27 protein-coding genes, 1 pseudogene and 1 riboswitch are annotated in these 26,472 nt (G+C 42.3%); of the genes and pseudogenes, 25 read left to right on the top strand and 3 right to left on the bottom strand.

Translation table 11 applies throughout. The features are described 5' to 3' along the window. The first annotated feature begins 9 nt into the window (after positions 1 to 9). From DUK53_RS01500 to DUK53_RS01515, 4 genes are all read left to right on the top strand, one after another. The gene (locus DUK53_RS01500; protein ID WP_036094098.1) at positions 10 to 1,680 is read left to right on the top strand and encodes a ribonuclease J; all 1,671 of its coding nucleotides are present in this window, start codon (positions 10 to 12) and stop codon (positions 1,678 to 1,680) included. A 66-nt stretch (positions 1,681 to 1,746) separates the two neighbouring features. Further along, positions 1,747 to 2,010, top strand: coding sequence for a hypothetical protein (locus tag DUK53_RS01505; protein ID WP_124892536.1), 264 nt, complete (start codon positions 1,747 to 1,749; stop codon positions 2,008 to 2,010). A 379-nt stretch (positions 2,011 to 2,389) separates the two neighbouring features. Beyond that, complete coding sequence (locus tag DUK53_RS01510) at positions 2,390 to 3,040, top strand: DUF4352 domain-containing protein (protein ID WP_036094097.1); 651 nt, start codon at positions 2,390 to 2,392, stop codon at positions 3,038 to 3,040. A 66-nt stretch (positions 3,041 to 3,106) separates the two neighbouring features. Beyond that, positions 3,107 to 3,631, top strand: a complete 525-nt coding sequence (locus tag DUK53_RS01515) for a GNAT family N-acetyltransferase (protein ID WP_052164864.1) — start codon at positions 3,107 to 3,109, stop codon at positions 3,629 to 3,631. Between the two features lie 31 nt (positions 3,632 to 3,662). Here the strand turns inward: DUK53_RS01515 and DUK53_RS01520 are convergent, their stop codons facing one another. Further along, entirely contained in the window at positions 3,663 to 5,264 is a 1,602-nt protein-coding gene (locus tag DUK53_RS01520) for an ABC-F family ATP-binding cassette domain-containing protein (RefSeq protein WP_036094093.1), read from the bottom strand. Between the two features lie 427 nt (positions 5,265 to 5,691). After that, positions 5,692 to 5,799, top strand: a riboswitch (TPP riboswitch). A 79-nt stretch (positions 5,800 to 5,878) separates the two neighbouring features. On the opposite strand from DUK53_RS01520, the gene thiT reads away from it, so the two are divergent. From thiT to DUK53_RS01565, 10 genes and pseudogenes are all read left to right on the top strand, one after another. Beyond that, positions 5,879 to 6,439, top strand: coding sequence for an energy-coupled thiamine transporter ThiT (gene thiT, locus DUK53_RS01525; RefSeq protein WP_036094090.1), 561 nt, complete (start codon positions 5,879 to 5,881; stop codon positions 6,437 to 6,439). 32 nt (positions 6,440 to 6,471) lie between these two features. Beyond that, positions 6,472 to 6,939: an energy coupling factor transporter S component ThiW gene (thiW, locus tag DUK53_RS01530; protein ID WP_236637250.1), complete on the top strand. Its 468-nt coding sequence runs from the start codon at positions 6,472 to 6,474 to the stop codon at positions 6,937 to 6,939. 438 nt (positions 6,940 to 7,377) lie between these two features. Further along, positions 7,378 to 8,562 carry a betaine/proline/choline family ABC transporter ATP-binding protein gene (locus DUK53_RS01535; protein ID WP_036094088.1) on the top strand — a complete coding sequence of 395 codons (1,185 nt, stop codon included), beginning with the start codon at positions 7,378 to 7,380 and terminating at the stop codon, positions 8,560 to 8,562. Between the two features lie 18 nt (positions 8,563 to 8,580). Next, on the top strand, positions 8,581 to 9,234 hold the full coding sequence (locus DUK53_RS01540) for an ABC transporter permease (RefSeq protein ID WP_036061955.1): 654 nt from the start codon (positions 8,581 to 8,583) through the stop codon (positions 9,232 to 9,234). 15 nt (positions 9,235 to 9,249) lie between these two features. Beyond that, the gene (locus DUK53_RS01545; protein ID WP_036131208.1) at positions 9,250 to 10,170 is read left to right on the top strand and encodes an osmoprotectant ABC transporter substrate-binding protein; all 921 of its coding nucleotides are present in this window, start codon (positions 9,250 to 9,252) and stop codon (positions 10,168 to 10,170) included. Between the two features lie 15 nt (positions 10,171 to 10,185). Further along, positions 10,186 to 10,857 (top strand): ABC transporter permease, encoded by a 672-nt coding sequence (locus tag DUK53_RS01550; RefSeq protein ID WP_036094086.1) that lies wholly within the window; start codon positions 10,186 to 10,188, stop codon positions 10,855 to 10,857. A 70-nt stretch (positions 10,858 to 10,927) separates the two neighbouring features. Continuing rightward, on the top strand, positions 10,928 to 11,431 hold the full coding sequence (locus DUK53_RS01555; protein ID WP_036094084.1) for a kinase: 504 nt from the start codon (positions 10,928 to 10,930) through the stop codon (positions 11,429 to 11,431). A 154-nt stretch (positions 11,432 to 11,585) separates the two neighbouring features. Then, positions 11,586 to 11,699 (top strand): annotated as a pseudogene (locus DUK53_RS18055) (ArsR family transcriptional regulator); the annotation flags it as partial. Positions 11,700 to 11,837: 138 nt separating this feature from the next. Continuing rightward, positions 11,838 to 12,248 (top strand): SRPBCC family protein, encoded by a 411-nt coding sequence (locus DUK53_RS18060; protein WP_052164879.1) that lies wholly within the window; start codon positions 11,838 to 11,840, stop codon positions 12,246 to 12,248. A 143-nt stretch (positions 12,249 to 12,391) separates the two neighbouring features. After that, the gene (locus tag DUK53_RS01565) at positions 12,392 to 15,562 is read left to right on the top strand and encodes an ATP-binding cassette domain-containing protein (RefSeq protein WP_036131205.1); all 3,171 of its coding nucleotides are present in this window, start codon (positions 12,392 to 12,394) and stop codon (positions 15,560 to 15,562) included. A 60-nt stretch (positions 15,563 to 15,622) separates the two neighbouring features. Here DUK53_RS01565 and DUK53_RS01570 read toward each other — a convergent pair whose 3' ends face one another. Beyond that, the gene (locus tag DUK53_RS01570) at positions 15,623 to 15,910 is read right to left on the bottom strand and encodes a hypothetical protein (RefSeq protein WP_036094079.1); all 288 of its coding nucleotides are present in this window, start codon (positions 15,908 to 15,910) and stop codon (positions 15,623 to 15,625) included. A 155-nt stretch (positions 15,911 to 16,065) separates the two neighbouring features. Here DUK53_RS01570 and DUK53_RS01575 point away from each other — a divergent pair, with 155 nt between their 5' ends. The 11 genes from DUK53_RS01575 (at position 16,066) to DUK53_RS01625 (ending at position 26,199) form a co-directional block, all read left to right on the top strand. Beyond that, positions 16,066 to 17,523: a SulP family inorganic anion transporter gene (locus DUK53_RS01575; RefSeq protein WP_036131202.1), complete on the top strand. Its 1,458-nt coding sequence runs from the start codon at positions 16,066 to 16,068 to the stop codon at positions 17,521 to 17,523. Positions 17,524 to 17,543: 20 nt separating this feature from the next. Then, complete coding sequence (locus DUK53_RS01580; RefSeq protein WP_036094075.1) at positions 17,544 to 17,963, top strand: universal stress protein; 420 nt, start codon at positions 17,544 to 17,546, stop codon at positions 17,961 to 17,963. Positions 17,964 to 18,093: 130 nt separating this feature from the next. After that, positions 18,094 to 18,933, top strand: coding sequence for a hypothetical protein (locus DUK53_RS01585; RefSeq protein WP_036131200.1), 840 nt, complete (start codon positions 18,094 to 18,096; stop codon positions 18,931 to 18,933). Positions 18,934 to 18,958: 25 nt separating this feature from the next. After that, positions 18,959 to 19,873: a UDP-N-acetylmuramate dehydrogenase gene (murB, locus tag DUK53_RS01590; protein ID WP_077947469.1), complete on the top strand. Its 915-nt coding sequence runs from the start codon at positions 18,959 to 18,961 to the stop codon at positions 19,871 to 19,873. A 128-nt stretch (positions 19,874 to 20,001) separates the two neighbouring features. Beyond that, a complete protein-coding gene (locus DUK53_RS01595; RefSeq protein ID WP_036094071.1) occupies positions 20,002 to 21,042 on the top strand; it encodes an AI-2E family transporter in 1,041 nt (346 codons plus the stop codon). Positions 21,043 to 21,105: 63 nt separating this feature from the next. Next, on the top strand, positions 21,106 to 22,374 hold the full coding sequence (locus DUK53_RS01600) for an alkaline phosphatase family protein (protein WP_036131197.1): 1,269 nt from the start codon (positions 21,106 to 21,108) through the stop codon (positions 22,372 to 22,374). Between the two features lie 19 nt (positions 22,375 to 22,393). Further along, positions 22,394 to 23,641 (top strand): MFS transporter, encoded by a 1,248-nt coding sequence (locus tag DUK53_RS01605; RefSeq protein WP_036131192.1) that lies wholly within the window; start codon positions 22,394 to 22,396, stop codon positions 23,639 to 23,641. Between the two features lie 298 nt (positions 23,642 to 23,939). Continuing rightward, a complete protein-coding gene (locus tag DUK53_RS01610) occupies positions 23,940 to 24,410 on the top strand; it encodes an SRPBCC domain-containing protein (RefSeq protein WP_036094066.1) in 471 nt (156 codons plus the stop codon). Between the two features lie 236 nt (positions 24,411 to 24,646). Continuing rightward, positions 24,647 to 25,393, top strand: a complete 747-nt coding sequence (locus DUK53_RS01615; RefSeq protein WP_036131187.1) for an SDR family oxidoreductase — start codon at positions 24,647 to 24,649, stop codon at positions 25,391 to 25,393. Positions 25,394 to 25,413: 20 nt separating this feature from the next. Then, positions 25,414 to 25,794 carry a MerR family transcriptional regulator gene (locus DUK53_RS01620; RefSeq protein WP_036094062.1) on the top strand — a complete coding sequence of 127 codons (381 nt, stop codon included), beginning with the start codon at positions 25,414 to 25,416 and terminating at the stop codon, positions 25,792 to 25,794. A gap of 15 nt (positions 25,795 to 25,809) precedes the next feature. Then, positions 25,810 to 26,199, top strand: coding sequence for a cupin domain-containing protein (locus DUK53_RS01625; protein ID WP_036094060.1), 390 nt, complete (start codon positions 25,810 to 25,812; stop codon positions 26,197 to 26,199). A 49-nt stretch (positions 26,200 to 26,248) separates the two neighbouring features. Here DUK53_RS01625 and DUK53_RS01630 read toward each other — a convergent pair whose 3' ends face one another. Further along, entirely contained in the window at positions 26,249 to 26,461 is a 213-nt protein-coding gene (locus DUK53_RS01630; RefSeq protein ID WP_036094058.1) for a helix-turn-helix domain-containing protein, read from the bottom strand. Between the last annotated feature and the right edge of the window lie 11 nt (positions 26,462 to 26,472).

Consider the following 26,472-nt stretch of genomic DNA (forward strand, 5'->3'; position numbering starts at 1 on the left):
GGAATAACTTTGACAATTAAAAAAGCAAAACACATTAAGATTATCCCACTTGGCGGTGTTGATGAAAGTGGAAAGAATTTATACGTGGCAGAAGTGGATGAATCTATTTATATTATGGATGCAGGTTTGATGTTCCCAGAAGACGAACTATTGGGCATCGACGTCGTTATTCCAGACATTAAATACTTAGAGGACAATCAAGACCGGATCGAGGCTATTATCCTTACGCACGGTCACGAAGACGCAATCGGAGCTTTGCCGTACATTCTTGCCAAAATTAAAGCACCAATTTACGGTACAGAACTGACTATTGCGCTCGTTAAAGCTGCTTTAAAAGAACACAAAAAAGTTCGCTTCAATGACTTCCATATTGTTGACGAAAAATCGAAATTATCGTTCCCGAATGTGGACGTAGAGTTTTTCCGTACAACGCATTCGATTCCTGATTCCGTGGGGATTGTGTTAAATACAAGCGAAGGCGCGATTGTCTACACCGGCGATTTCAAATTCGACCAATCCGCAAAACCAGGATATGAAACGAGTCTAGGACGCATCGCTGAAATCGGCGAAAAAGGAGTTCTCGCTTTACTATCCGATAGCTCTGAAGCGGAACATGCTGGCGCTACATCCAGTGACAGCCTTATTGACGAAGAGATTCGCCACGCTTTCCATTCCGCGCCAGGTCGCGTTATCGTCGCGTGTGTCGCCTCTAATTTGGTTCGTTTACAACAAGTTCTTGACGCATCATTCGCGACAAACCGCAAAGTAGCAATTGTCGGGAAAGAATTAGAACGCGTTTTTGACATCTCCGTGAAATTAAACAAGATTCAGCTACAAAGCGAAGATCTCGTTATTCCACTAAAAGAAGCGAAAAAACTGCCACAAGACAAGTTAGTTATCATCGAAACAGGTAATCTCGGAGAACCAATCCAATCGCTGCAACTGATGACACAAGGCAAGCATCCAAAAGTAAACGTCGAAAAAGGCGATACCATCTACATCACAACAACGCCATCGCCGTCATCCGAAACGATTTTGTCGAAAACGATTGATATGCTGTACAAAGCGGATGCAACGGTACTAACGATGAACCGCGATTTATTCGTATCTGGTCACGGTAGTCAAGACGATTTAAAATTAATGCTAAACTTAATGAAACCAAAATACTTCATCCCAGTTCACGGCGAATACCGCATGTTGATTGCTCACGCGAAATTAGCGTACCAAGTCGGCATTCCGAAGTCAAACGTATTTGTAGCTGGAAAAGGTGAAGTTATCGAATATAAAAATGGCCGCATGACCGCTGGAAATCGCGTTTTTGCAGGGAACACATTAATTGACGGACTTGGAGTGGGAGATGTAGGGAATATCGTATTACGCGATCGTAAATTGCTATCCGAAGACGGCATTTTCATCGTCGTTGTCACATTGAACCGCAAATCCAAAGCCATCATCTCCGGACCAGAAATTATCTCACGCGGGTTCATCTACGTTCGCGAATCCGAGCATTTACTTGAGAAATCCTCCGAAGTAGTGACGAAGATTGTCGAGAAAAACCTACAAGACAAAGAATTCGAATGGGCGAAGTTAAAACAAGACATCCGCGACCAACTGAACCGGTACTTGTTTGAACAAACGAAGCGCAGACCGATGATATTGCCGATTATAATGGAAGTATAGTGAAAAGTTGAAACGGCCCGTTTAGACCCGAAAAAATTTGTTAGGTGCCTCCGTAAAAGTCCTCTTTTGACTTTTACGGAGGCACCGAAATTTCCGAGAGGCTATTTAAAAGGAAGGCAGTTTCATTACATTCAACTGCATATTGAGGTTCTAACAAAGCAAACGACGCTTTCTAAGAACCACAACAAAGCTAGATCTGGAAACAGTGATACGTCAAAAATCGGCGCGTTCCCGCAACCCGTGATTGCTAGGTTAGGGAGAACTACTGGATTATTATTAGTTTGGTTCTTGAAGGTAGATCGGGGGCGTGGAACAGGATGCTGGGCATGATTGAATGCTTTAAAACATGGCGTTTCAATATTTGAGTTGTGATGGTTCAGTGCTTGGCGGATAAGAGCCACTGATGGATTACATGCTCACTGCGTTCTCATGCATATTGAGGCTCTAAATCGGCAAATGATGCCTCATAAGAGCCACAACATAACACCCACAACAAAAAAACGTCGCTTTAACTCCAAATTCCAAGGAGCTAAAGCGACGTTTTCCATGAATAAATATCCTGCAAAGACTAAATTCGGCGGAGTATGCTTTATAAGAGCTACTGAAGGATTACCTGCTCGCTGCGCTCTCATGCAGTAAAAGATGCTTTATAAGAGCTTCAACATATGTTATAGTACAAGAATAACAATCAAGCAAGGAGAGTTAAAACATGGCCATTTGGTTAACATTACTGGGTTTTGCATTTCTAGCGTTCATCGTTGGACTCATCATGCTATTCGCCCAATCTAAACGCAAAATTGGAATTTACGTCGTGAGTGGCGCGAGTCTTATTATTATCGCTTCCATTATCGGCATATTTATCTCATTCGGTAACTATACTAAGCTGCAGCAACAAGTCGCAACGTATTCCTCTGACAGCAAGAATGGCAACACGAAATCAGAGGGAAAAGAAACATACAACGTGAACTGGCACAACAATGCTGACGGTATGGATAAGAAAATTTCAACGGTCGCCGTCGAGAAAAAAGTGGTTCACTCGACAATGGAAGACAAAGATATGCCGGGTACATTAACGATCGCCATTGAAATCAAAAACAACACAAAAAATGAACTGCTAAGCTATCCGTTACAAGGCGAATTAACGACAGTCAACGGTCAGCAATTAGCGGCTGATATTATTCTATCAGATCTTATAGATGGCAAAATGAAGCCTGGAGCTACAATTAAAGGCACCATCGTGTTTCCGTTAGATAAATTGGACAAGGTATCGGACATTGAATGGTTCGAATTTTCATGGTCGACGTACAACAAGGATAAGTTACTCAAAAGTGATACAGGACGAATTAATTTGAAAAAATAGCAAATAGCGCTTTCTTATCTGGGAAACCTGGTGGAAAGTGCTTTTTTGTCTCGGGGAGGAAACTCGATGTATACAGTTCGGTTAGCTGAAATAGGAGACGCAGCAGAATTAGCTAAAATTCGGTTACAAATTGACGGAGAAACGGAAAATCTAGATAGGGAACAAGGCGAGGGTATCATTGATGAAGCCGGTTTTCGAGAAATAATACAAGTGGACACGGTCGCGCCAACCAACTTGTTTTTAGTAGCAGAACGAGCAGGAGAACTTGTCGGTTTTTCAAGGTGTGAAGGGACTGACCTTAAACGTTCCAAGCATAAAGTAACGTTCGGAGTGGCTGTGCTAAAAAATCATTGGGGTCAAGGCTTAGGCTCGGAATTACTCAGAAAATCAATACATTGGGCGGATGAAAATGAAATCCGAAAAATCACGCTCACAGTCCTCGAAACGAACCGTAAAGCCATAGATATCTACACAAAATTCGGCTTTGAAATCGAAGGCTGTCTGAAAGCGGATAAGAAGTTATCAGATGGAAATTATTACGATACGTATATCATGAGCAGAAACACAAAAGCAGTAGAACAGCCAACTTAGAGGCCATTCTACTGCTTTTTAAACGTATAGCTTACTCGGTTACATTCAATGCTTCCGCAAGATACTCATCATATGAAATTTCTTTATTGTAGAACTGATCTTTCGAAAGGTTGACGATACGAGTCGCGACACTTTGTAAGAACTGATGATCATGTGATGCGAAAATCATCGCGCCTTTAAATTGAATCATGCCGTTATTTAGCGCTGTAATGGATTCTAAGTCTAAATGGTTGGTAGGTTCGTCCATCAATAGTACGTTTGCGCCAGAAAGCATGTTTTTCGATAGCATACAACGAACTTTCTCACCACCGGAAAGAACGCGAACTTTCTTCAACACTTCGTCGCCACTAAATAGCATACGGCCAAGGAAACCGCGAAGGAAGGCTTCACTATCGTCTTGTGGAGAATATTGACGTAACCATTCTACAAGGTTTAGATCGTTTTCCTCGAAAAATTCCGAGTTATCTTTCGGGAAGTAGCTTTGTGTTGTTGTTACGCCCCATTTATATTCGCCTTCATCTGGTTCCATTTCGCCAGCAAGGATTTGGAAAAATACTGTTTTTGCAACTTCATCGTCACCAACAAGGGCAACTTTGTCATTACGATTGATGATAAAGCTAACGTTATCAAGCACTTTCACGCCATCAATCGTCTTAGAAAGATTCGTTACAGTAAGGAGATCATTCCCAACTTCGCGGTCAGGATTGAATTGTACGAACGGATAGCGACGGCTCGAAGGTTGGATGTCCTCAAGCGTGATTTTATCGAGCATTTTCTTACGGCTGGTTGCTTGTTTAGATTTCGAAGCGTTGGCCGAGAAACGTGCGATAAAGGCTTCCAATTCCTTGATTTTCTCCTCTTTCTTCTTGTTGCGGTCGCCCATCATTGTTTGCGCTAATTGGCTAGATTCATACCAGAAATCATAGTTACCAACATACAGCTTAATTTTGCTGAAATCAAGATCGGCAATATGCGTACAAACTTTATTTAAGAAGTGACGGTCATGGGAAACAACGATAACGGTATTCTCAAAGTTGATTAAGAACTCTTCTAACCAATGGATCGCTTTGATGTCCAGATGGTTGGTAGGCTCATCGAGAAGCAAGATGTCAGGTTTGCCAAACAGCGCTTGTGCTAGCAAAACTTTCACTTTGTCGCCACCCGTAAGGTCTTTCATTAATTTATCATGTAAATCGGTCGTAATACCAAGACCACTAAGCAAAACAGCTGCTTCTGGCTCTGCGTCCCAACCGTCAAGCTCTGCAAATTCACCTTCAAGTTCTGCCGCACGAATACCATCCGCATCACTGAAATCTTCTTTAGAATAAATCGCGTCTTTTTCTTCCATGATTTTGAACAATTGCTCATGTCCACGAATAACTGTTTTTAGAACAACTTCTTCATCATATTGGAAATGATCTTGCTTCAAAACAGTCAAGCGTTCGCCAGCAGGGATATGCACATTACCACTTTGTGAATCCAGCTCACCAGAAAGTACTTTTAAGAAAGTAGATTTACCAGCGCCGTTCGCACCAATCAAGCCGTAACAATTCCCAGGTGTAAATTTAATCGAAACATCTTCAAATAATTTTTTATCGCCAAAACGTAAAGATACATTATTTACAGTTAACATTTTCGTCCTCCCAAATTCGCGCGTTTTCAACTGAAATTTTCATATTGAATGCCAAAAACGCAATTACTCCTATTCTATCATGAATGAGCACGCAATGAAAGAGCAGGGGGCTGGACTTTCTAAAAATTGCTGTTATAATAAAACCAGATAAACAAATAAGTCGCCGAGATTACAAAACTTGGCTGGTTTATTTGGATATTTGATAGTTGTTATACTCTTTGAACGATAGATTGGGAATCTTTCTTTTGTTTTGGGATAGGTTCTAAATATCGCTTTACACAAATCGAGCGAAAGCGTTTGTATTCTGGTAGTTTCGAGGAAGCCGGAAGCGGAGCATACTGGTGTATGTGAGAACCGGAAGTCCGCGAAACTACCAGAATGCGAATGCTTGTCGCCGATTTATATCGAGTAAGCAACTATCTCGAGACGTTACCACAGGGGGGGCCTTGGCTGAGATTGATTCCTGATTTTTAGGATTCTGACCCTTTGAACCTGTTCGTTAATACGAGCGTAGGGATTGTGGCGAATGAAGTGGTATCTGATACATAATTTGACGATATGACTCCTTTCTTCTGCGGTACGTTTTTTACCAAAAAAAGAGAGGGGTATTTTTTATGCGTAATACGCGATTATTGACGATGTTAGAATGTGCTATATTTGCAGCACTAGCAATGGTCCTCAGTTTTATTCCGCTTGATATTGGATCATCTTTTTCGATATCTCTTGGTATGATTCCGATGTATATCATTGCGATTAGACGTGGCTTTTGGGCTGCTGGTTTTTCTGGATTATTGTGGGGGTTGCTTCATTTTGTGACAGGGAAAGCCTATATTTTGAGTCCGCTGCAAGGATTTCTAGAGTATATTGTAGCGTTTGCGTTTATTGCTTTTGCTGGTGTTTTTGCGGTACAAGTTCGTGGTTATCTGAAAGAGGAGAAGTTAGGCAAAGCGATTGGCTGGGCTTGGGGAACGATGGTTATTGGCGGCGTGGCCCGTTATTTCTGGCATTATCTTGCGGGTGTCTTGTTTTGGGGAGCTTATGCTTTCAAAGGTTGGTCCGCGCAATTGTTCTCAATCGTGATGAATGGTGCGAGTTGTATCGCAACGATTATCGTGGCAGGAATCATTGTTTCCATCCTGATGAAAATCTCACCGAAGCTGTTTTTACCTAAATAATCATGGTGCTAAAAAAATGGCTTTATACGGCGATGCTTATTGCGATTTCTTTTGTCGGAAGTAGTTTTATTTTTGTGCCAGTCGGCTTTGCAAAAATTGCTCCCGTGCAGCATTTGGTAAACTTGGTTAGCGCCGTGATACTTGGACCTGGATATGCTGTGGCGCAAGCGTTTGGCACCTCTGTACTGCGTAATCTATTCGGAACAGGCACAGTGTTTGCATTTCCTGGGAGTATGGTTGGTGCGTTGTGCGCGGGGATGCTCTACAAATATACGAAAAAGTTTTGGCTGGCTGCTGTCGGCGAAATTGTCGGAACGGGGATTCTCGGTGCTTTGATATGTTATCCGATTGCTCGATTATTTCTGACACAGCAAATGACAATCTGGGTGTTTATTCCGTCTTTCTTCCTGAGTTCTCTCATTGGAGCGCTGATTGGCTTTGCTATTCTCAGGAAAATGGATACTCGATTGAAACTCACGAATCGGTCATTATTCGACTAAAATGCCTTCATTTCAACATGTAAATCTTGTTTTTTATAAGAAATTTTAAAAGTTCCCTAAGTGCCTATGAGTAGTGCATTTGGTGGAGCTTTTTTCTATCTGAATAGGCACATATGAGGCGTGGGCGTTCGCTTTTTGATTTTGGTTACGTTATAATGGGGTTTAGAAAGGGCTGTGTTATTTGGAATAGGATCAACGTTTTGATTTCTTACTCGCTGTAACTGTGTTCTGATTATACAACCAGTTAAAAGTTGAGAAGCGCTAATTCCCAGCTTTTATTTCTTTTTATTGATAAGTTTTTCCATCGTATTTTCTTGCTCTATGAAATGTTTCGTTATAGACTGAGATGGGAATACATACGTCGTGGGTCAAAGGGGTCGTTGATTCAAAGCTTCACACTAGCGATTATGCTAGCTAATAAACTCGGAGGTGTCTAGATTGCTAAGATTTGAGCATGTTTCAAAAATTTACAAGGGCGGTAAAACGGCGGTCAATGATCTGAACTTAGATATTGATCGTGGCGAATTTATTTGTTTTATCGGGCCAAGTGGTTGCGGGAAGACAACAACGATGAAGATGATTAACCGCTTAATTGAGCCGACTAATGGCCAAATTTTTATTAACGATAAGGATATTATGAAGGAAGATCCGGTGAAATTGCGTCGGTCGATTGGGTATGTGATTCAGCAAATTGGCTTGATGCCACATATGACGATTCGTGAAAATATTGTACTCGTTCCGAAACTTTTAAAATGGTCGGAAGAGAAGAAAAATGAACGGGCACTGGAATTGATCAAATTGGTCGATTTGCCTGAAGAGTACTTAGACCGCTATCCATATGAGTTAAGTGGTGGTCAGCAGCAACGGATTGGTGTGCTTCGTGCGCTTGCTGCGGAACAGAATTTGATTTTGATGGATGAGCCTTTTGGTGCGCTTGATCCAATTACGCGTGATTCGTTGCAAGAGGAATTCAAGAATTTGCAACGGGAGCTTGGAAAAACGATTATTTTTGTTACGCATGATATGGATGAGGCTATCAAACTTGCGGATCGGATTGTGATTATGCGCGGTGGCGAAATCGTTCAATTTGATACGCCAGATGAGATTTTGCGAAATCCGGCTGATAAATTTGTGGAAGACTTTATTGGGAAAGATCGCTTGATTGAGGCGCGTCCGAACGTGACGAATGTAGAGCAAATCATGAATAATACGCCTGTTTCGATTACGGCGGACAAATCACTGCAAGCGGCGATTCAACTGATGAAGGAACGCCGTGTGGATACGCTACTTGTGACGGATGATCAGAACGTGTTGAAAGGGATTATTGATGTGGAAGCTATCGAGCATAATCGCCGAACTGCGACATCGGTTGTTGATATTTTGGATAAAAATGTTTTCTACGTTCGAAAAGATGCGCTATTACGCGACACGATGCAACGTATTTTAAAACGCGGGTTCAAGTATGTCCCGGTTGTGGATGAGAAAAACCGCTTAGTTGGGATTGTGACGCGCGCAAGCCTTGTGGATATTGTTTATGATTCCATTTGGGGCGATTTAGAAGAAGCTGCGGCGGAACATGCCGAAGTGACGAAAGAGCTTGAAAAAGAAGAAGTACACGAATAAAATAGGAGGTTATTTTTAATGGACGCGATAACGCAATTTTTCCAAGACAACGGCCATGACCTGCTAGTAAAAACGTGGGAACATCTCTATATTTCGCTATCTGCGGTAATTTTGGGGATTGTTGTGGCTGTACCGGTGGGCATTTTGTTAACACGCTCGCCAAAAATCGCTAATTTTGTAATCGGGATTGTTAGTGTGTTACAAACAGTGCCGTCGCTTGCAATCTTGGCTTTTATTATTCCAATTCTAGGCGTCGGTAAAATACCAGCGATTGTGGCGCTATTCATTTATTCGGTGCTGCCAATCATGCGAAACACGTTTATCGGTGTTCGTGGCGTGGACAAAAATTTGATTGAATCGGGACGTGGCATGGGGATGACATCTTGGCAACTCGTCAAAAATGTCGAACTTCCTAACTCGATTTCCGTCATTATGGCAGGTATTCGTTTATCCGCCGTATACATCATTGCTTGGGCAACACTTGCCTCATACATTGGTGCAGGCGGGCTCGGTGACTTTATCTTTAACGGATTGAACTTATATCGTCCAGATTTAATTCTCGGCGGCGCGATTCCGGTTACGATTTTGGCGCTGTTAGTCGAATTTTTCCTAGGCAAATTAGAAGTTCGGATTACACCAAAAGCAATTCGTGCTGCAAAAGAGAATATGTAGGAGGGACAGTAAAAAATGATGAAAAAAAGACTCAAACTTGCTACTGTCATCCTGCTTGGCGTATCTCTTTTATCGGCGTGTGCCTTGCCAGGACTTGGCGGTAGCACAGATGGCACGATTAAAATTGGGACTATGTCTACAACAGAATCACAGATAGTAGGTAATATCGTAAAACAAATGATTGAACACGATACAGATTTAAAAGTTGAAATGGTAAACAATCTCGGTTCTTCCGTCGTGCAACACCAAGCGATGGTAAATGGCGATATTGATATCTCGGCAACGCGTTACACGGGGACTGATTTGGTAGGTCCGCTTGGCGAAGAGCCGCTAAAAGATCCTGAAAAAGCACTGAAAGCCGTGCAAAAAGGTTTTTCCGAGCGCTTCGATCAATATTGGTTTGATTCGTATGGTTTTGCGAATACGTATGCCTTTATGGTGCGTCAAGATACCGCGAAGAAATACAATTTGAAAACGATTAGCGATATGCGTGCGGTAGAAGATCAGCTTGTTGCGGGTGTCGATAACTCGTGGATGGAGCGTGTCGGTGACGGTTACAAAGCGTTTTCCAAAGACTATGACATCACATTCAAGAAAATTTTCCCGATGCAGATTGGCTTGATTTACACGGCTTTGAAAAACAATCAGATGGACGTCGCGCTAGGTTACTCGACAGACGGCCGAATTCCGACGTATAATTTGGTTGTATTAGAAGATGATAAGCACTTCTTCCCGCCGTACGATGCTTCACCAATGGCTACAGATGCTATTTTAAAAGAACATCCAGAGCTGAAAACAACGATTAACAAATTGGTTGGCACGATTTCCACGGAAGAAATGCAAAAACTGAACTACCAAGCAGATGGCGAATTAAAAGAACCGTCGATCGTTGCAGAAGAATTTCTAAAAAAACATAATTACTTTGAAGATAAATAAGGAGGTGTCGACAAAATGGATACATTTTCACAACTCATTGACTATTATCAAACCAACGCAACATACGTGATGGAAGCATTCTGGCGGCATTTCTTGATGAGTGCTTACGGCGTTATTTTTGCAGCGATTGTGGCGATTCCACTTGGGATTTATATCGCTCGCAAGAAGAAATTAGCGGGCTGGGTCATCCAAACCGCGAACGTGATTCAAACGATTCCTGCTTTGGCTTTACTCGCGATGCTGATGCTCGTGATGGGACTCGGAACAAACACAGTTGTCCTTTCACTATTTCTCTATTCCATTTTACCGATTCTGAAAAACACCTATACAGGGATTCAAAATGTAGACGGTGCGCTACTTGAATCAGGAAAAGCGATGGGAATGACTAAATGGCAAGTGTTGCGTATGATTGAAATACCGCTGGCGCTTTCCGTGATTATGGCGGGGATTAGAAACGCCCTTGTCATCGCCATTGGAGTAGCAGCAATCGGGACATTCGTTGGTGCAGGCGGGCTCGGCGATATCATTGTTCGTGGAACCAACGCGACAAACGGAACCGCGATTATTCTAGCTGGAGCGATTCCAACCGCACTGATGGCCGTTATGGCGGACGTGTTACTTGGCTGGGTCGAACGCAAACTAAACCCAGTGAAGAATAAAAAGAAGAAATTTGCGGAAGTACTATAACGACAAGCGAACTATCATCCTTAACGGGTGGTGGTTCGTTTTTGATTAGAAAATCATAGGAGGAAACCCGATGGAAACAAAACTACTTATTATTCGTGGAAACTCAGGAAGCGGCAAAACAACGATCGCGAACGAATTGCAAAAAAAGCTAGGTCCAGGAACACTACTCGTTTCGCAAGACACCGTTCGGCGCGATATGCTACACGTAAAAGATCGCCAAGGAAACCCGAGCATCGACCTCATTCGAATCATAGCTGAATATGGAAAACACACATGCGAATATGTCATCGTAGAAGGCATACTTGGCAAGGCGATTTATCAGGAGATGCTTCACGGGCTTATCCACTTTTTCAATCATAAAGCAGACGTTTATTATTTCGATTTACCATTTTCAGAGACTATAAAAAGACACCGAACAAAAGCAAACGCACACGAGTTCGGAATCGAAAAACTAGAAGAATGGTGGCTTAGTGACGATTATCTAGGTGTGGAAAACGAGATCATTCTCCGTGAAAACCTCTCCGAAGAAGCGATAATAAGCCTTATTCTAAAAAAATGCCAAACAAAAAGTTGACATGTCACCATATGGTGTCGTATAATGAAAATGACAACAAAAGGTGTCCTATTTTCCGAAAAGAGAAAAGGTGGTGTGTATGCTTAGCGATAAAGGCCAAGTGAGGGATGTCTATGACGCTGTTGCCGATCCAACGAGGCGAAAGATACTTCAAATGCTGACAGATGTGGAAGAATTACCGTTATACGAGATAACGGTTCATTTTCAAATGGGTCGTACAGCCGTTTCTAAGCATTTGGCTATTTTGAAAGAAGCCGATCTTGTAGTGGCGCGAAAAGTTGGTCGTGAAACCAGATACCGGTTAAATGCCAAGCCACTGAAAGAAATTCAAGATTGGGTATCGTACTATGAAAGTTTTTGGAAAGAACGAATGTTTAAACTAAATCAATTATTGGAGGAACAAAACATGAAACCAGATGTATCATTAGATTTTCAATTCACAAGCTCGGTAGAAAAAGTATGGCACGCGTTAACAGACTCGGATATGCTCGCAAAATGGATTTGGAATAACGATTTTAAAGCGGTTGTTGGTCACAAATTCCAATTCCGCGCAGAACCATCCGAATGGTGGGACGGCATTGTCGATTGCGAAGTGCTGAACATCGATGAGCCAAATTCTATCACATACACGTGGGCAAGCGCTGGCGAAACAACGACAGTAACGTGGACATTGACAAAAAACGCAGATGATACGGTACAATTGAAGTTAGACCAAAGCGGTTTCAGTGAAGAAACGAAAGCGCGTCAAGGTGCGATCCAAGGCGCAACATATGCATGGACTGAAATGGGTAATAAACTCGGAACGGTTTTAGCATAAGGTTGGGCAAAAGAGTGCAATTCTGAAATGGGATTGCGCTCTTTTATTGTGAGAGAGTACTCGAAGTTGAAGTTACATAACCAGTTATGCGATAATTAGGATTCAGCGTATGACTAGATTGAAAGAATGGGGAAGATACCACTATGAAAATAAATCAATTAATTGCGAACAACATTAACCATCTGGACACTGTATTACCAACAGATAAATCACTCGGAATTGCCGGTTTGTCTGGATCAGGAAAAACGACTTTCTGCCAAACTATCGGTGAGGAATCCAAGAAGCGTCTCGTTTCATTGCTACCAAAAGCGGAATATCAGTACTTATTTCCCGAAATTATGGATACGAATTTCAGCGCGATCAAGATGGAAGAAATGCCACTTGTTTTGTTTCTTGGAAAATCCTCTATTTCATCGAATCCGCGTTCTACAATCGGAACGCATACTGGTGTATTTAAGGAAATTCGTGTGACAATGGCAGAAAAATTCGACTTATCACCAGAACTATTTTCGTTTAATAATGTTTTGGGTTGGTGTACGGGTTGTAAAGGGCGTGGCAGTAATAGTAACGTGACGTGTAAAAAATGTGACGGCAAGCGCTTTAATCCTGAAGTTGAGACCTATAAAATCGAGTTACTAGGAAAAGAACACAGTATTTCTGATGTAAATAATTTGAGCATGGAGACGCTGCTTTCGCTTAAAGAGGAATTAAATCTTAGCGAAGGAAAACAGCATATCCTGCAAAATATTATCAATATGAATATCGGCTACTTAACACTAAATCGCATCATGGGAACGCTATCAGGAGGGGAATTAACGCGACTTTATTTGGCGGAATTCATGGCTACAAGTGAAAATACCGTGATTATTATCGATGAAATTTCAGTCGGTCTCGATCACCAAACCTTATTAAAGATTCTAGAGCAAATTAAACAATTGGGCTACAAAAACCAGATTTGGCTGATTGATCATTCGGACACCGTACTGGATGCAACGGATGAGCAGCTATTTTTCGGACCAGGTAGTGGGAAATACGGCGGGAAAATTGTGGAGGAATCGCCACGACCAGCGCCAGTGCTTGTTGGGACGAATCAAGAAACACCGACGGAATACTACCAATTTAAGGATTTGTATTGCCGTAATATTCAAATGGCAGAGATACAAATTCCAAAAAACAGACTCGTGACATTTACGGGTGAATCTGGGTGCGGGAAATCGACGCTAGTCAACGAATGTATCGCGAAAGATTTTCTGAAACGCTATCCAAAAGATAAGTTAGTTATGGTCGGTCAAAATCGCAATCAATCGATTACGAGCCGTTCGACTGTTGCGACATTCCTTGATATTAAGAAAAAACTGACGAAGTATAGCGATGACATTGACGCTATTTTTGAACGTTCGATTGAAGATATTATTGATGAATTACCAAAGCAAGATCTCGCGCACAAACGCTTGAGTTTATTAATAAAATTAGGATTAGGCTATTTAACGCTAGAAAGAAAAACACAGACGCTATCCACAGGGGAATTCCAATGTGTGCATCTTGTTTCGGAACTTTTTTCAGGCGCTAAAAATCCGCATACGCTATTCATTTTTGATGAGCCATCGAAAGGTTTGTCGCAAAATATTTTAAACCAATTCATCGATAGTATTCGCGTTATTTTAGAGGATGAAACGGTGTCTATGGTGATGATTGAGCATAACGATTACATGCTTGAAGCCTCGGATTTCATTGTCGATTTCGGAAAACGGCAAGTCGAGCCGGTTGAAAAGCTGGATATTGTGACGCATGAAGAGTTCTACCGTCAAAAAAGCGGGGAAGCTAGCGTAAAACCGGCGCCAATTTCTTCTACGCTGAAGCCACAAACCGGTGTTCATTATTTAGAAGAAAATCATATCGACTACTTCAAAAATGCGGAAAACATCTATAAAGGCGGTATTTTAAAGAGCTTGTCATCGATGGCTCGCTTGATTTATGGCGAATTCGAATCGGAGAAAATTGCACCAGTTGTCGCGATTGATTTGGAACGGCATTTGTATAGTCAATATAGTTTCCTTTTTGAAATGGGCGGACTCATTAACCACATTGTGGCATCGCATCCTACGAATAAAGATACGCGAAGTTTCGATTTTTATTCAGCAGATAACCATTGCCCGTATTGCTCTGGCCGTCGCGTGATCGAGGAATTTGATTTCGATGTTGTGATTCAGGACAAAAATGCGCCGTTTTGGGAAGGTATGCTGCACCCAGAAGTGATGAAAGTGTTAGAATTTTTCCAGTTCCAGAAAATCGAGTTTTTATTCGAGGAAATCAAGAATGAGCTCGGTCACGACTTGAGCAAGCCTTACAGCAAGCTAACGGAAGCCGAGAAACATACCTTCTTATATGGCTATTGGGAAAAATCGTTCTATGATAAAGCAGGAAAAGCGACGAGAATCTGGCAAGGTTTCAATCAAATCATCGGCCGCTACATCGTTATTTCCAAATCGATTATTAAAGAACAGATGAAGGAAACTAGAAAAATGGTGACATGCCCGATTTGCGAAGGTAGCGTTCTTGGTCACCATAAAAAACTAACGTTCGGCGAAACAGACATCCGTGAGCTGGTTCAACAACCCGTAGACCAAGTGATAGCAACAGTTGGCGCGTTACCTGAACTCGTGAAAGTCAAAGAAATCGTCGGTGGAGACATGCCGCTTACAGAAGACGTTTCCTTACTTCCAAGAGAAAAACAAGTCGCCTTAAAAATGCTAGAACTAGAGCAAGCAAGCTTCGTTGGTTACGAAATGGTTCTGCAAAATGCTGTGCCATTCTGGGATGAAATTGAAGCAAATATCGAATCCATCAGTCGTAAAAACCAAGCCACGATTTGTGATTTCCCAAATATTAAAGAGACAAGAGAAACCATCATTGACGCCTATTTTGTCAACGGGAAATACAAAAAACTAACGTACGTCTACGAAGCATTTGGCTATAAAAAAATCGTCACGCAAATCAATAAGGTCAAGAAAGCCGAGCCATGTCCATTCTGTAAAGGGAAGAAAGTTATCTCAGAGGATGGTCTACATGATGGCGTTCAAAAATTATCGATTCCATGCGTCACGTGTTCGGCGACCGGAATTAACGAGGACGGACTGAAAGAAACGGTGGAAGATATCGCGGTAAGCACGTGGTTAATAGGTAAAGTGAGCGATGTTGTCGCGGCAAGTTCGCGCACAGAAGCCGTGTCTGATATCCTGATTTTCAATCGTATCCGCGAGTTGAATAAACAAGAAATGATGGCCGTTTACGAATGCTTAGAACAGAATAACTAATACCATCAAAAAGCCCAGTGTCACCGCGTTTAGACGGTAGGCACTGGGCTTTGCTTCTTTTTAAAATAAGGTGATAAAGTAAACAACGATATAAATAACGCCGATGATAGCGGGAATAATCGAGGCCATCATCAGGAAAATTTGATACATCGGTTTACGTTTCATCTGCATTCCTTTAATACTCAAATAAAATCCTAGGCAACCGGAAGCTCCCATTAGAATGGCGACGATAAACAGCAAACTCTCCGGCCACTTGACGTTATACATAAGGTACAAACAAATATAACCGAATAAGATCAGTAAAATATTAATATCAACGAGCGCTTTCCATTTCTCATTTTTAGGCATGCGGGTTCCAACTCCTTACACAAGCAAGTATAGCTAAAATAGCGCTGGTATGCAAGTAGTGACGCATAATGACTCTTTATTAAAAAGGGTTTCTATGCTACGATGGACATGCTCAGATTCATTTGTACGAGTAAAAAAAGTTGGAGGTTTCAAGGATGTTATTTAGTTTACGAAAAAACGAGTGGTTTGGTAACTTACGAGGAGACATTTTATCTGGCATAGTCGTTGCTTTTGCGCTCATTCCTGAAGCCATCGCTTTCTCTATTATTGCAGGTGTGGATCCAATGATAGGCCTCTATGCATCCTTTACAATGGCTGTCGTTATCGCTTTTATTGGCGGACGACCTGCCATGATTTCAGCAGCTACTGGAGCCATGGCGCTTTTAGTAGTCGATTTGGTAAAAGATCACGGATTGCAGTATTTATTAGCTGCTACTATTTTGACAGGCATTATTCAATTGCTATTTGGTTATCTAGGCGTAGCCAAACTCATGCGTTTTATTCCGCGCTCCGTGATGATTGGATTCGTTAACGCGCTCGCTATTTTAATTTTTATGGCGCAGTTACAACAGTTGCAAGCCGCTAACTGGCTGATGTACGCTATGGTCGGTGTATCCTTGCTTATATTGTACGGCTTACCTAAATTTTTTAAAGCTATCCCAGCAGCACTGATTGTGATTATTGTCATGACGCTGGTTACCGTCTTATTCCATCTGGACGTAAAAACAGTTGGGGACATGGGTTCTCTTTCTAGTTCACTGCCCGTTTTTTTGTTTCCATCTATCCCATTTACGCTAGAAACGCTAGGTATTATCTTACCGACAGCCATTGGACTCAGCGTCGTTGGTTTATTAGAATCTCTACTAACAGCAACAATCATAGATGACATGACGGATACAGATAGCAATAAAACAAGAGAGGCAAAAGGTCAAGGCATCGCGAATATTGTGACTGGCTTTTTTGGCGGTATGCCCGGTTGTGCCATGATTGGCCAGTCGATGATTAATGTGAGTTCTGGTGGACGCAAACGATTGTCTACTTTTACAGCTGGCGTATTTTTAATGTTTCTTATTCTCGTTCTTGGTGATTGGGTTGTTCAAATACCAATGGCTGTGCTCATTGCCGTCATGATTACCGTCTGTATAGGGACATTTGATTGGCACAGCTTTGAATATATCAAAAAAGGTCATTATACGGATACGGCAGTTATGATTATCACGGTTCTGACAGTCGTATTCACACACAATTTAGCAATAGGCGTCATTATAGGCGTGGTTCTAAGTGCCATTTTATTTATGGTCAAAATTTCAAAAGTGAAAGTGGACATCATTCCAAAAGAAGCCGACAAGGTTGTGTATAGAGTGAAAGGGCAACTTTTCTTTGCCTCTGTTGACAATTTCGTCCAGGCGCTTTCCATAAAGACTGAGAATAAGCGTGTTATATTGGATCTAAGCGAACTTCATATATGGGATGACTCAGGCGTTGAGGCGATTTATAAAGTAATCATGCAGTTTGAGAACGATGGAAGTACAGTCAGAATGGTAGGTCTAGATAAGGAAAGTCGCCGAATGATGCGTCAATTAAGAACCTATTTAAAAAATAGTTCCCGTTAAGGGTGAGGAGAGATTGTGGAATGAAGAATATTTTACTGGCTGCCGATGGATCCACGCATGCAGTGAATGCAACGAAGGAAGTAGTTAAACTCAGTAAAGGATTTCCTGATATACACGTGACGGTCATAAGTGTCGTCGATTCTAGCGAGACTAAATCTGCCGCGTTAGACTTGAAATCCAATAAAGAATTACTACACATGAAACGATTGAAAAAAATAGAGGAAACTTTGAATAGGCTAGAGAATGCGAAAATCGATTATCAAGTAGCGTTACTGCATGGAGACCCCGGACCAAGTATCATAAAATATGCGTCTGAGCATCCAACAGATTTGCTCGTTTTAGGCAGTCGTGGCTTAAACTCCTTACAAGAAATGGTAATGGGAAGCGTCAGTCACAAAATAGTCAAACAAGCAGCGTGTCCAGTTTTAGTTGTTAAATAGGAAATGTTAGTAGATGACGATAATATAATTATGTAAACAACAAGGCTTTGAAAACTTTTCCCTGACATTTGAGACATTTTCATTTATAATGGAAGAATAGGAACAGAATTGCTGATTGAAGGTGATATGGATGGTAAATAAGAATCCCAAAGTATATAAAAAAATGTTAGAGAACAATCATACGTTACCGTACAAAGTTCGCGTAGATGGGCAATTTTTCGACGTGATTGTTTATTCGATGCTCGGAAAAATCGCGGGTATTATTGTCACTAATCCCGATGGCCTAACAGTAGACCGGGAAACAGCAGAAAAAGTGATTATCGAGGTTCAGAAATATAGTTTTTACTTTGATTACTTGAAGAAACGTGCGCAATTGGTCAAAGAACGAGATAGTATTACTGCGGAGCGAATCGAAAGCGTTCAGCGTATTTTGAATGAAAAAGGGCTGTTTGGTCAGAAATTGCAGTCCGAGATGGATGAGCTGAATTTAGCGCTCGAGGTTTACAAACAGCAGCAACGCAAATTAGATATTTACCAAGAGGACATCACGCTTTTAAATGAGAAAGTGGAGTCGCAGCAGGAGATTTTTGAAGAAGATTGGAATAATGCGGAGGACTTGTCGCTCGCGTATGCTATGGCAGCGTACGGGCAAAGTCTGTATTTGGAGAAAACGCGTGATACCCGTAAGAAAATGTTAAAATGGACGCAAATGCACGGGAAAATGTTACCAGCTGAACAACGCCGCGCTTTATCAAAGTTAGCGTTTGTGCTGAGTGAAGCCCAAGCCGGTCATATTTTTGATCAAATTATATCATTGATACCGATGCTCGAAAATGGCTTGCAGTTAAATCGGAACCAGCCTATTCCGGCTCGTGTGAAGGATTACGGTAAGGCGTATGAAGCCTATTGCCGTGTGTACGAACCACCGATGGAGAAAATAGGACCTTTAATTCGAAATAAGAAAGCCTAAAGATGGCGTTAGAAAGGTAAGGCGTATGTATACAACTCAAACGATGGAACAACTGAAACAAGAAATCCCGACACTTATTATCAAGACAGAAGAAGATTTGGCGGCGTACACGTTTACAAAAACGGGCGGGAAAGCCGATCTTTTTGTGATGCCTACGAGTCATGATTTAGCGGCAAAGACGATTGCTTTTGCCCATACGAATCAGATTCCGCTAACGATACTCGGAAATGGCTCGAATCTGATTATTAAAGACGGCGGCATTCGCGGTATCGTGATGTACCTGGACGCTCTACATGCAATTAAGCGAGAGGGTACGCGCATTATTGCTGGTTGCGGCGCTAAGATTATCGATGTGTCCCGGTTTGCGCTAGAGGAATCACTCAGTGGCTTAGAATTCGCATGCGGCATCCCAGGCTCAGTCGGCGGCGCGCTATATATGAACGCAGGCGCTTACGGCGGTGAAATATCCGATGTCCTGATCGAAGCAACCGTATTAACAGCGACTGGTGAACTCTTACATCTCCAAAAAGACCAACTAGAAGCCCGCTATCGCAAAAGTTCCATCGCGGATAAGCATTACATCGTGTTAGAAGCTGTGTTCGAATTAGAGCTCGCCGATAAAATGCAAATCCGTCTAAAAATGGATGAACTAACAGAAATGCGCGAATCAAAACAACCATTAGAATACCCATCATGCGGCAGTGTTTTCAAACGCCCGCCTGGTCATTTTGCTGGTAAATTGATTCAAGAAGCTGGGTTGCAAGGGTACCAAATCGGCGGGGCGCAAGTATCGAAAAAGCACGCTGGTTTTATCGTGAACATTGATCACGCGACGGCGACGGATTACATGAATTTAATCGAACACGTCCAGAAAACCGTTTTTGAACAATCTGGTATTTTACTGGAAACGGAAGTAAAAATTATCGGAGAAGATAAGTAGAACGAGATCTTTTTAGCCTGTGAGCATTTGCAGGTTAGGAAGATTTTTTTATTTTCCAGTTAAGGCATGCATGGCAACGCTTTTTTTGATACAATAGAGGAAGTCAGAAACTAGAGGAGGCTGTCATTTTGGACGCTTGGACCAAATTATTTTACAATCGCAGTTTTCGGCGTGTACTGGTGTTTCTTTTAATCGCCGTTATTCTGTATTTACTTAGAAGCATGATTGATATTATCTTGCTGACGTTCATTTTTTCCTTCCTCATCAATCGGTTGGAGAATTTTATTTTGAAGCGTATTTCCATTTATCGGAAAATTATCGTGATTATCCTGTATGCGTTTATCGCGCTGGGTATTACGTTGTTGATAGTGAAATATATTCCAATGTTAATCGAGCAAATGGATCAGCTTATCCGCTCCATCAACCATTTCTACACGAAACCAAGCAATAATGAAACGGTGAATTACATCATGTCTCTCGCGAAAGAATTCGAAATAACGAAGTACGCGAATGATGGGATTCAGTTCTTGTTCACTTATTTAGCGAATATTGGCGTGGTTGCGATGAATACGTTTATTGCGCTGATTCTAAGCCTATTCTTCTCGCTTGGAAAAGAGCAACTTATCTTATTCACTAGCAAGTTTGGCCAGAGTAAAGTCGCGTTCATTTACGACGAGGTGAAGTATTTCGGTGGTAAGTTTAACGAGACGTTTGGTAAGGTTATTGAAGCACAGTTCATGATTGCCTTGGTCAACTGCGTTCTCACAACGATTGCGCTTTGGATTATGGGATTCCCGCAATTGTTCTCACTTGCGATAATGGTTTTCCTACTAGGTTTGATACCGGTAGCCGGGGTTATTATTTCGATGGTGCCGTTAACAATTATCGCCTACACGATTGGCGGCGTGAATTACGTCTTGATTATTTTGGTGCTCGTTGTAGTGATTCACGCGTTGGAATCGTACGTTTTAAATCCGAAATTAATGTCTGCGAAAACAGATTTGCCGGTTTTCTATACGTTTATCGTCTTGATTTTCTCCGAGCATTTCTTCGGCATTTGGGGATTAATCGTTGGTATTCCTGTCTTCATGTTCTTCCTAGACGTGCTGGGCGTTATCAATAAAGACGAGGTGCTCGTTCACCCAGACCACAAAATAACAGATAAGTAAGGCGGAACTGAGAAGGTTGGTCATGCAATTTTCTCAGTTTTTCTAATGGGAGGATATCAAAATATGAGTCGCTATTTAGTCATTGTTTCACTGGACGCGTTGGGTTCGGCTGATTTGGAAGATCTCACAGGCTTGCCAACGCTTGCTTTTTTGAAAAATAACGGCGCGCATGTCGAAGCCGTGGAAACAATTTATCCGTCGCTAACGTACCCAGCGCACACGACCATCGTGACGGGGCATTATCCAAGGACGCACGGTATTGTAAATAATACAAAAATTCAGCCCGAAAAAGCTTCACCGGATTGGTTTTGGTACCGCGAGGCAATCAAGGTCCCGACTCTATACGATGTAGCCAAACAAGCAGGGCTCACGACGGCGGCTTTTTTATGGCCAGTGGCGGCGCGAAGTTCGATTGATTACAACATCGCAGAAATTTTTCCGAACCGGTTTTGGCTGAATCAGGTGATGGTTTCCTTATGGGGCAGCTCACCGGGATTTTTAATGGATATGAACAGACGTTTTGGTAAATTGCGTCGAGGAATTGAGCAGCCGGAACTGGATGATTTTTTGATTGCAGCGGTAGAGGATACGATTTTGCGGAAGAAGCCGAATTTGACGTTGGCGCATTTTGTGGATATGGATAGTATGCGGCATGCGCACGGTGTGAGGTCGCAGGAGGCTAGGGATGCGCTCGAACGGCATGACGCGCGTTTGGCTCGGATTATCGATGCGACGAAGCAGAATGGTACATATGAGGATACGACGTTCATCGTGCTTGGTGATCATTATCAAATCGATGTGCATTCGGTGATTCAGCTCAATGTTCTGTTTGCGGAACAAGGCTTTCTGACGCTGCAGCAAAATAAAATCGTTGCCTGGGAAGTCTACGCGAAAAGTTGTGATGGCTCGTGTTATATTTATGCAAAGGATGCTACTAGGGCTGTGCCGATTCGGTCGCTGCTTGAAAACTGCGAAGGCATCGAAAACATTTATCAGCAAGACGAGGCGACGGCATTTGGCGCCGACGATACGTGTTTACTCATGATTGAAGCGACAGCTGGTTATTATTTTAAGGACCAGGCATTTGGCGAACTCGTTCAAAAAGTGAGGCCAGAGGATATCGGGAATCCAGATTTTTACCAAGCGGTACACGGCTATTCTCCGCAAAAAACGAATTATGCGACAACGATGATTGCATTCGGTAAGGGGGTTAAATCGGGTGCGGTGATTCCGCAGGCACGACTTATCGATGAGGCACCAACTTTTGCGGCGATTTTGAATCTCAATTTGCCGGATACAGAAGGAACGGTAATCGAAGCTATTTTTGATTAAGTAAAGGGGATACGTCTAGATGAAACTGACGAAACAAGAGAAGAGCTGGGTTTTTCAAGATTGGGGTAATTCGGTTTATTCCATCATGATTACGACGGCGATTTTGCCGATTTATTTTAAAGGCGTGGCGAGTAATGCGGGGATTGCGGACCATGTGTCGACCGCTTATTGGGGTTACGCGAATTCTTTAGGTACGCTATTGATTTCCTTACTAGCGCCAATTCTAGGAACAATCGCCGACTATCAATTTTTCAAAAAACGGTTTTTCAGCTTATTTACGTGGCTAGGCATTGCATTTACAGTAGCTTTCGTATTCGTTCCGAGCGATCAGTGGATGCTGCTACTCATTTTCTACATGCTGTCACTCATCGGTTTTTCCGGCGCGAATATATTTTACGATTCATTTTTAGTTGATGTCACGACAAACGATCGCATGGACAAAATTTCATCATACGGTTATGCATTCGGATACTTAGGAAGCTGTATTCCGTTCGTCGCGTTTATCTTTTTCCAAGCAACGGGGATTTTGCCGATTAGCCAAACGATGTTGCTTAATGGGGCATTCTTGCTGACAGCGGTTTGGTGGGCCGTATTTACGATTCCACTGTGGCGCAACGTCCATCAAGTCTACTTTATTCCGCATGATAAAAAGCCTGTACGTAGCAGTTTTATCAGACTGGGCAAAACGCTTAAAAATATCAAGCAGTACCGCAATATTGTGCTGTTTCTCGTCGCGTATTTCTTTTATATCGATGGTGTGGACACGATTTTCCGCATGGCGTCGTCGTACGGGATTGATCTCGGGATTTCAGATACGACACTTATCATTGTTTTGTTAGTCACGCAAATTGTCGCGTTTCCATTTACGATTATATACGGTCAGCTCGCGAAACGTTTTGGCGGGAAAGCGTTGATACTCACTGCGATTTCCATCTATATCATTATCTGTATTTACGCCATTTTCATGAAAACTGCGACAGACTTCTGGATTTTAGCGATGCTAGTTGGGACATCACAAGGCGGTATTCAGGCGCTGAGCCGTTCCTATTTTGGCAAAATTATTCCGAAAGAACGATCCAATGAATTTTACGGATTCTACAATATTTTCGGCAAATTTTCAGCGATTATGGGGCCGGCGTTAATGGGAGTCATCGCCCAAGTCACCGGCCACACACAATACGGCGTCGCAAGCCTCGTTGTTTTATTTATTATTGGTGGTGTGTTATTGTTATTTGTGAAACCTGAAAAGCTGAACCAGTCCGTTTAGCCTCGACAGAAATTGTTAGGGGGCGCAGTGAAAACCCTCTTTTGGTTTTTGCGGAGGCCACGAAATTTCCGAGAGGCTGGCTGGTGAAGCTGGATCGGAGATGCGAGACGTGACGCAGGGCAAGGAACGAATGCTCAGTTTGTATACGCGTTGAATTTTGATTTGCTGGTGGTTCTTTATTTGGTGTTTAAGAGCCGCTGGTGGATTACCTGCTCACTGCGTTCTCATGCATATTGAGGCTCTAAATCGGCAGGGGATGCCTCATAAGAGCCACAACAAAATAAGGAGTTGAAATAAAATGCAAGAAAAATATCAAAAAATCACAGACACATCGGGTATCATGACATTCGAATTAGAGTTAGACAGCAAAATCGCTAAAGTTTGGGAGCTTATTGCGACAACGAAAGGTTTTGCCCAATGGTTCCCTGAGCTAAGTGTCGGCGAATCTGGCGTTGACGGGTTAATCTTATTCGATTTCGGAAATGGCGAATATGAAGAAATGACAATCACCGTATATGAACCGAAATCAATTTTGGAATACACTTGGGATAAAAACATGGTACGGTTCGAATTGACGGAGCAAGGCGAGAAAACAACGCTTCGCTTCACTGAAGAAATCAACGAACTTACAACGCATACGCCGCGTGATATCTCGGGCTGGCACATGTGTTTACAGAAAATCCGAGGTATTTTAGAAGACAAGGACGTTTCGTTCACCGAAGACGAATTTTTAGCTTTGTTTGATAAATACCAAGCGTTGATGAACTAACCAGAGGAGCGAGCAGATGCCAATCATAATCACGATTCTCATATAGTAAAGGCCAAATTAATCAGAAAAAAGAACACGACTGAAAAATAGGAAAGCACGCTGTAAAATTCTGATTCGTCGGATGATCTTTTGCAGTTGGTGCTTTCTTTTTGATGTTGGAGGGCTTTGTCTTGACTTGAAGTGAACTCCAAGGTGTAAGGTTGTGGAGTAGTGAAATTCAAAATAGAGAACGGAGAATGTATATGTCAGGAAAAGTAATCGTGATTACAGGAGCATCGAGTGGAATCGGGGAAGCGACTGCAAAACTTCTCGCTAAAAAAGGGCATAAACTCGTACTCGGAGCGCGTCGGGAAGAACGTTTAAAGGCGTTGGTTCGGGATATTGAGAAAGACGGAGGTATAGCGGTATATCAAGTGACAGATGTTGCAAAACATGATAGTGTGGAAGCATTAGCAAAACGCGCATTGGATACGTACGGCAAAATCGATGTTTGGCTAAATAATGCTGGATTAATGCCACATTCTACTTTTGATAAACGAAAAGTGGCGGAGTGGGACCAAATGGTGGACATTAATATTAAAGGCGTACTGTACGGAATCGCAGCTGCATTACCAACTATGCGGGAACAAAAGAGCGGTCATTTTATCAATATTTCATCTATCGCTGGGCATCAAACACATCCAGGGGGCGGCGTTTATAGTGGGACAAAATATGCGGTCAGAGCAATCAGTGAAGCGTTACGTCAAGAAGAAGCCGCAGCTAAAAGCAACGTTCGCGTAACCATTATCTCACCAGGTGCCATTGCTACGGAGTTGACGCATACTATCACAGACGAGGATTTGAAACCAGGAATTGAGCAATTATACGAAGAGGTCGCGATTAGTCCGGAACGGGTAGCGGAAACGATTCTTTTTGCTATGGATACGCCAGCTGACACGGCGATGAATGAAATCCTGCTGCGCCCAACGAGCCAACAAGTTTAATAGAGGGAGGGGAAGCGCGAATGAATATCAAAGTAGTGAGCGAGGAAACCCAGATTTCTGCGGACACGATCCGCTATTATGAACGGATTGGCCTAATTCCGCCAGTGCGGCGAAACGAAAATGGTGTCCGTAAATTTGATGAGGAAGATTTACGTTGGCTTTTATTCAGTCGTCATATGAGAAATGCTGGGCTCTCGATTGAGTCGCTGATTGAATATTTGAGTCTGTTTCGCGAAGGCGATGCTACGATTCCTGCGCGTGTAGAACTTTTAAAAGAGCAGCGTAATGAATTGCAGGACCGGATTGACACGATGCAAAGCGCACTAGAGCGATTAGATTTTAAAATTGAGAATTACGGCAGTCATGTTTTGCCGACGGAGAAGAAGTTAAAAGACTTTTAAGAAGGAGCTGATAGCATGTCTGCAATTTTCAACAAAGGTGACGTGATTACGAATAATTATTTTACAGGGACAGCGTACTTGAAAATGCTTGTACCAGAAGGAACGGAATTTAATTGCCCGATTGGGAACGTGACATTTGAGCCAGGAGCGCGAAATAATTGGCATACGCATGACGGCGGTCAAATACTATTAGTCATAAGCGGCGAAGGTTACTACCAAGAAGAAGGGAAGCTAGCGCAGAAATTGCATACCGGTGATGTGGTTACAATCCCGGCTAATCTGAAACATTGGCACGGTGCAACAAAAGATAGTGAATTTGTCCATCTTGCTATTACAACAAATCCTCAAAAAGGCGGCACGAATTGGTTAGAACCAGTAAGTGACGAGCATTATAACGCGCTATAAAATCAAATAAAGCATGCTAGCTCTTTCCTGCTAGCATGCTTTATTTTTGTCATGATTCATCAGGCCGGTATTCCAATAAATCTCCAGGCTGACAATCCAGCGCCAAACAAATGGCTTCTAGCGTAGAGAATCGAATAGCTTTGGCCTTGCCATTTTTCAGTATTGAAATATTAGCCATCGTTATGCCGACTTTTTCGGATAGTTCGGTGACACTCATTTTCTTCTTGGCCAGCTGCACATCAATATTAATTATAATCGCCATATATCATTCAC

The organism is Listeria sp. SHR_NRA_18 (assembly GCF_003856515.1).
GTDB lineage: Bacteria > Bacillota > Bacilli > Lactobacillales > Listeriaceae > Listeria_A > Listeria_A newyorkensis.

What these genes read in the sequence shown, in the direction of transcription:
- DUK53_RS01620 (WP_036094062.1), top strand. Translation starts at nt 25,414, where the DNA reads ATGAATATCAAAGTAGTGAGCGAGGAAACCCAGATTTCTGCGGACACG.
- murB (WP_077947469.1), top strand. Translation starts at nt 18,959, where the DNA reads ATGTATACAACTCAAACGATGGAACAACTGAAACAAGAAATCCCGACA.
- DUK53_RS01610 (WP_036094066.1), top strand. Translation starts at nt 23,940, where the DNA reads ATGCAAGAAAAATATCAAAAAATCACAGACACATCGGGTATCATGACA.
- DUK53_RS01540 (WP_036061955.1), top strand. Translation starts at nt 8,581, where the DNA reads ATGGACGCGATAACGCAATTTTTCCAAGACAACGGCCATGACCTGCTA.
- DUK53_RS01575 (WP_036131202.1), top strand. Translation starts at nt 16,066, where the DNA reads ATGTTATTTAGTTTACGAAAAAACGAGTGGTTTGGTAACTTACGAGGA.
- DUK53_RS01615 (WP_036131187.1), top strand. Translation starts at nt 24,647, where the DNA reads ATGTATATGTCAGGAAAAGTAATCGTGATTACAGGAGCATCGAGTGGA.
- DUK53_RS01600 (WP_036131197.1), top strand. Translation starts at nt 21,106, where the DNA reads ATGAGTCGCTATTTAGTCATTGTTTCACTGGACGCGTTGGGTTCGGCT.
- thiT (WP_036094090.1), top strand. Translation starts at nt 5,879, where the DNA reads ATGCGTAATACGCGATTATTGACGATGTTAGAATGTGCTATATTTGCA.
- DUK53_RS01625 (WP_036094060.1), top strand. Translation starts at nt 25,810, where the DNA reads ATGTCTGCAATTTTCAACAAAGGTGACGTGATTACGAATAATTATTTT.
- DUK53_RS01580 (WP_036094075.1), top strand. Translation starts at nt 17,544, where the DNA reads ATGAAGAATATTTTACTGGCTGCCGATGGATCCACGCATGCAGTGAAT.
- DUK53_RS01520 (WP_036094093.1), bottom strand. Translation starts at nt 5,264, where the DNA reads ATGTTAACTGTAAATAATGTATCTTTACGTTTTGGCGATAAAAAATTA.
- DUK53_RS01545 (WP_036131208.1), top strand. Translation starts at nt 9,250, where the DNA reads ATGATGAAAAAAAGACTCAAACTTGCTACTGTCATCCTGCTTGGCGTA.
- thiW (WP_236637250.1), top strand. Translation starts at nt 6,472, where the DNA reads ATGCTTATTGCGATTTCTTTTGTCGGAAGTAGTTTTATTTTTGTGCCA.
- DUK53_RS01510 (WP_036094097.1), top strand. Translation starts at nt 2,390, where the DNA reads ATGGCCATTTGGTTAACATTACTGGGTTTTGCATTTCTAGCGTTCATC.
- DUK53_RS01550 (WP_036094086.1), top strand. Translation starts at nt 10,186, where the DNA reads ATGGATACATTTTCACAACTCATTGACTATTATCAAACCAACGCAACA.
- DUK53_RS01515 (WP_052164864.1), top strand. Translation starts at nt 3,107, where the DNA reads ATGTATACAGTTCGGTTAGCTGAAATAGGAGACGCAGCAGAATTAGCT.
- DUK53_RS01555 (WP_036094084.1), top strand. Translation starts at nt 10,928, where the DNA reads ATGGAAACAAAACTACTTATTATTCGTGGAAACTCAGGAAGCGGCAAA.
- DUK53_RS01565 (WP_036131205.1), top strand. Translation starts at nt 12,392, where the DNA reads ATGAAAATAAATCAATTAATTGCGAACAACATTAACCATCTGGACACT.
- DUK53_RS01605 (WP_036131192.1), top strand. Translation starts at nt 22,394, where the DNA reads ATGAAACTGACGAAACAAGAGAAGAGCTGGGTTTTTCAAGATTGGGGT.
- DUK53_RS01630 (WP_036094058.1), bottom strand. Translation starts at nt 26,461, where the DNA reads ATGGCGATTATAATTAATATTGATGTGCAGCTGGCCAAGAAGAAAATG.
- DUK53_RS01585 (WP_036131200.1), top strand. Translation starts at nt 18,094, where the DNA reads ATGGTAAATAAGAATCCCAAAGTATATAAAAAAATGTTAGAGAACAAT.
- DUK53_RS01570 (WP_036094079.1), bottom strand. Translation starts at nt 15,910, where the DNA reads ATGCCTAAAAATGAGAAATGGAAAGCGCTCGTTGATATTAATATTTTA.
- DUK53_RS18060 (WP_052164879.1), top strand. Translation starts at nt 11,838, where the DNA reads ATGAAACCAGATGTATCATTAGATTTTCAATTCACAAGCTCGGTAGAA.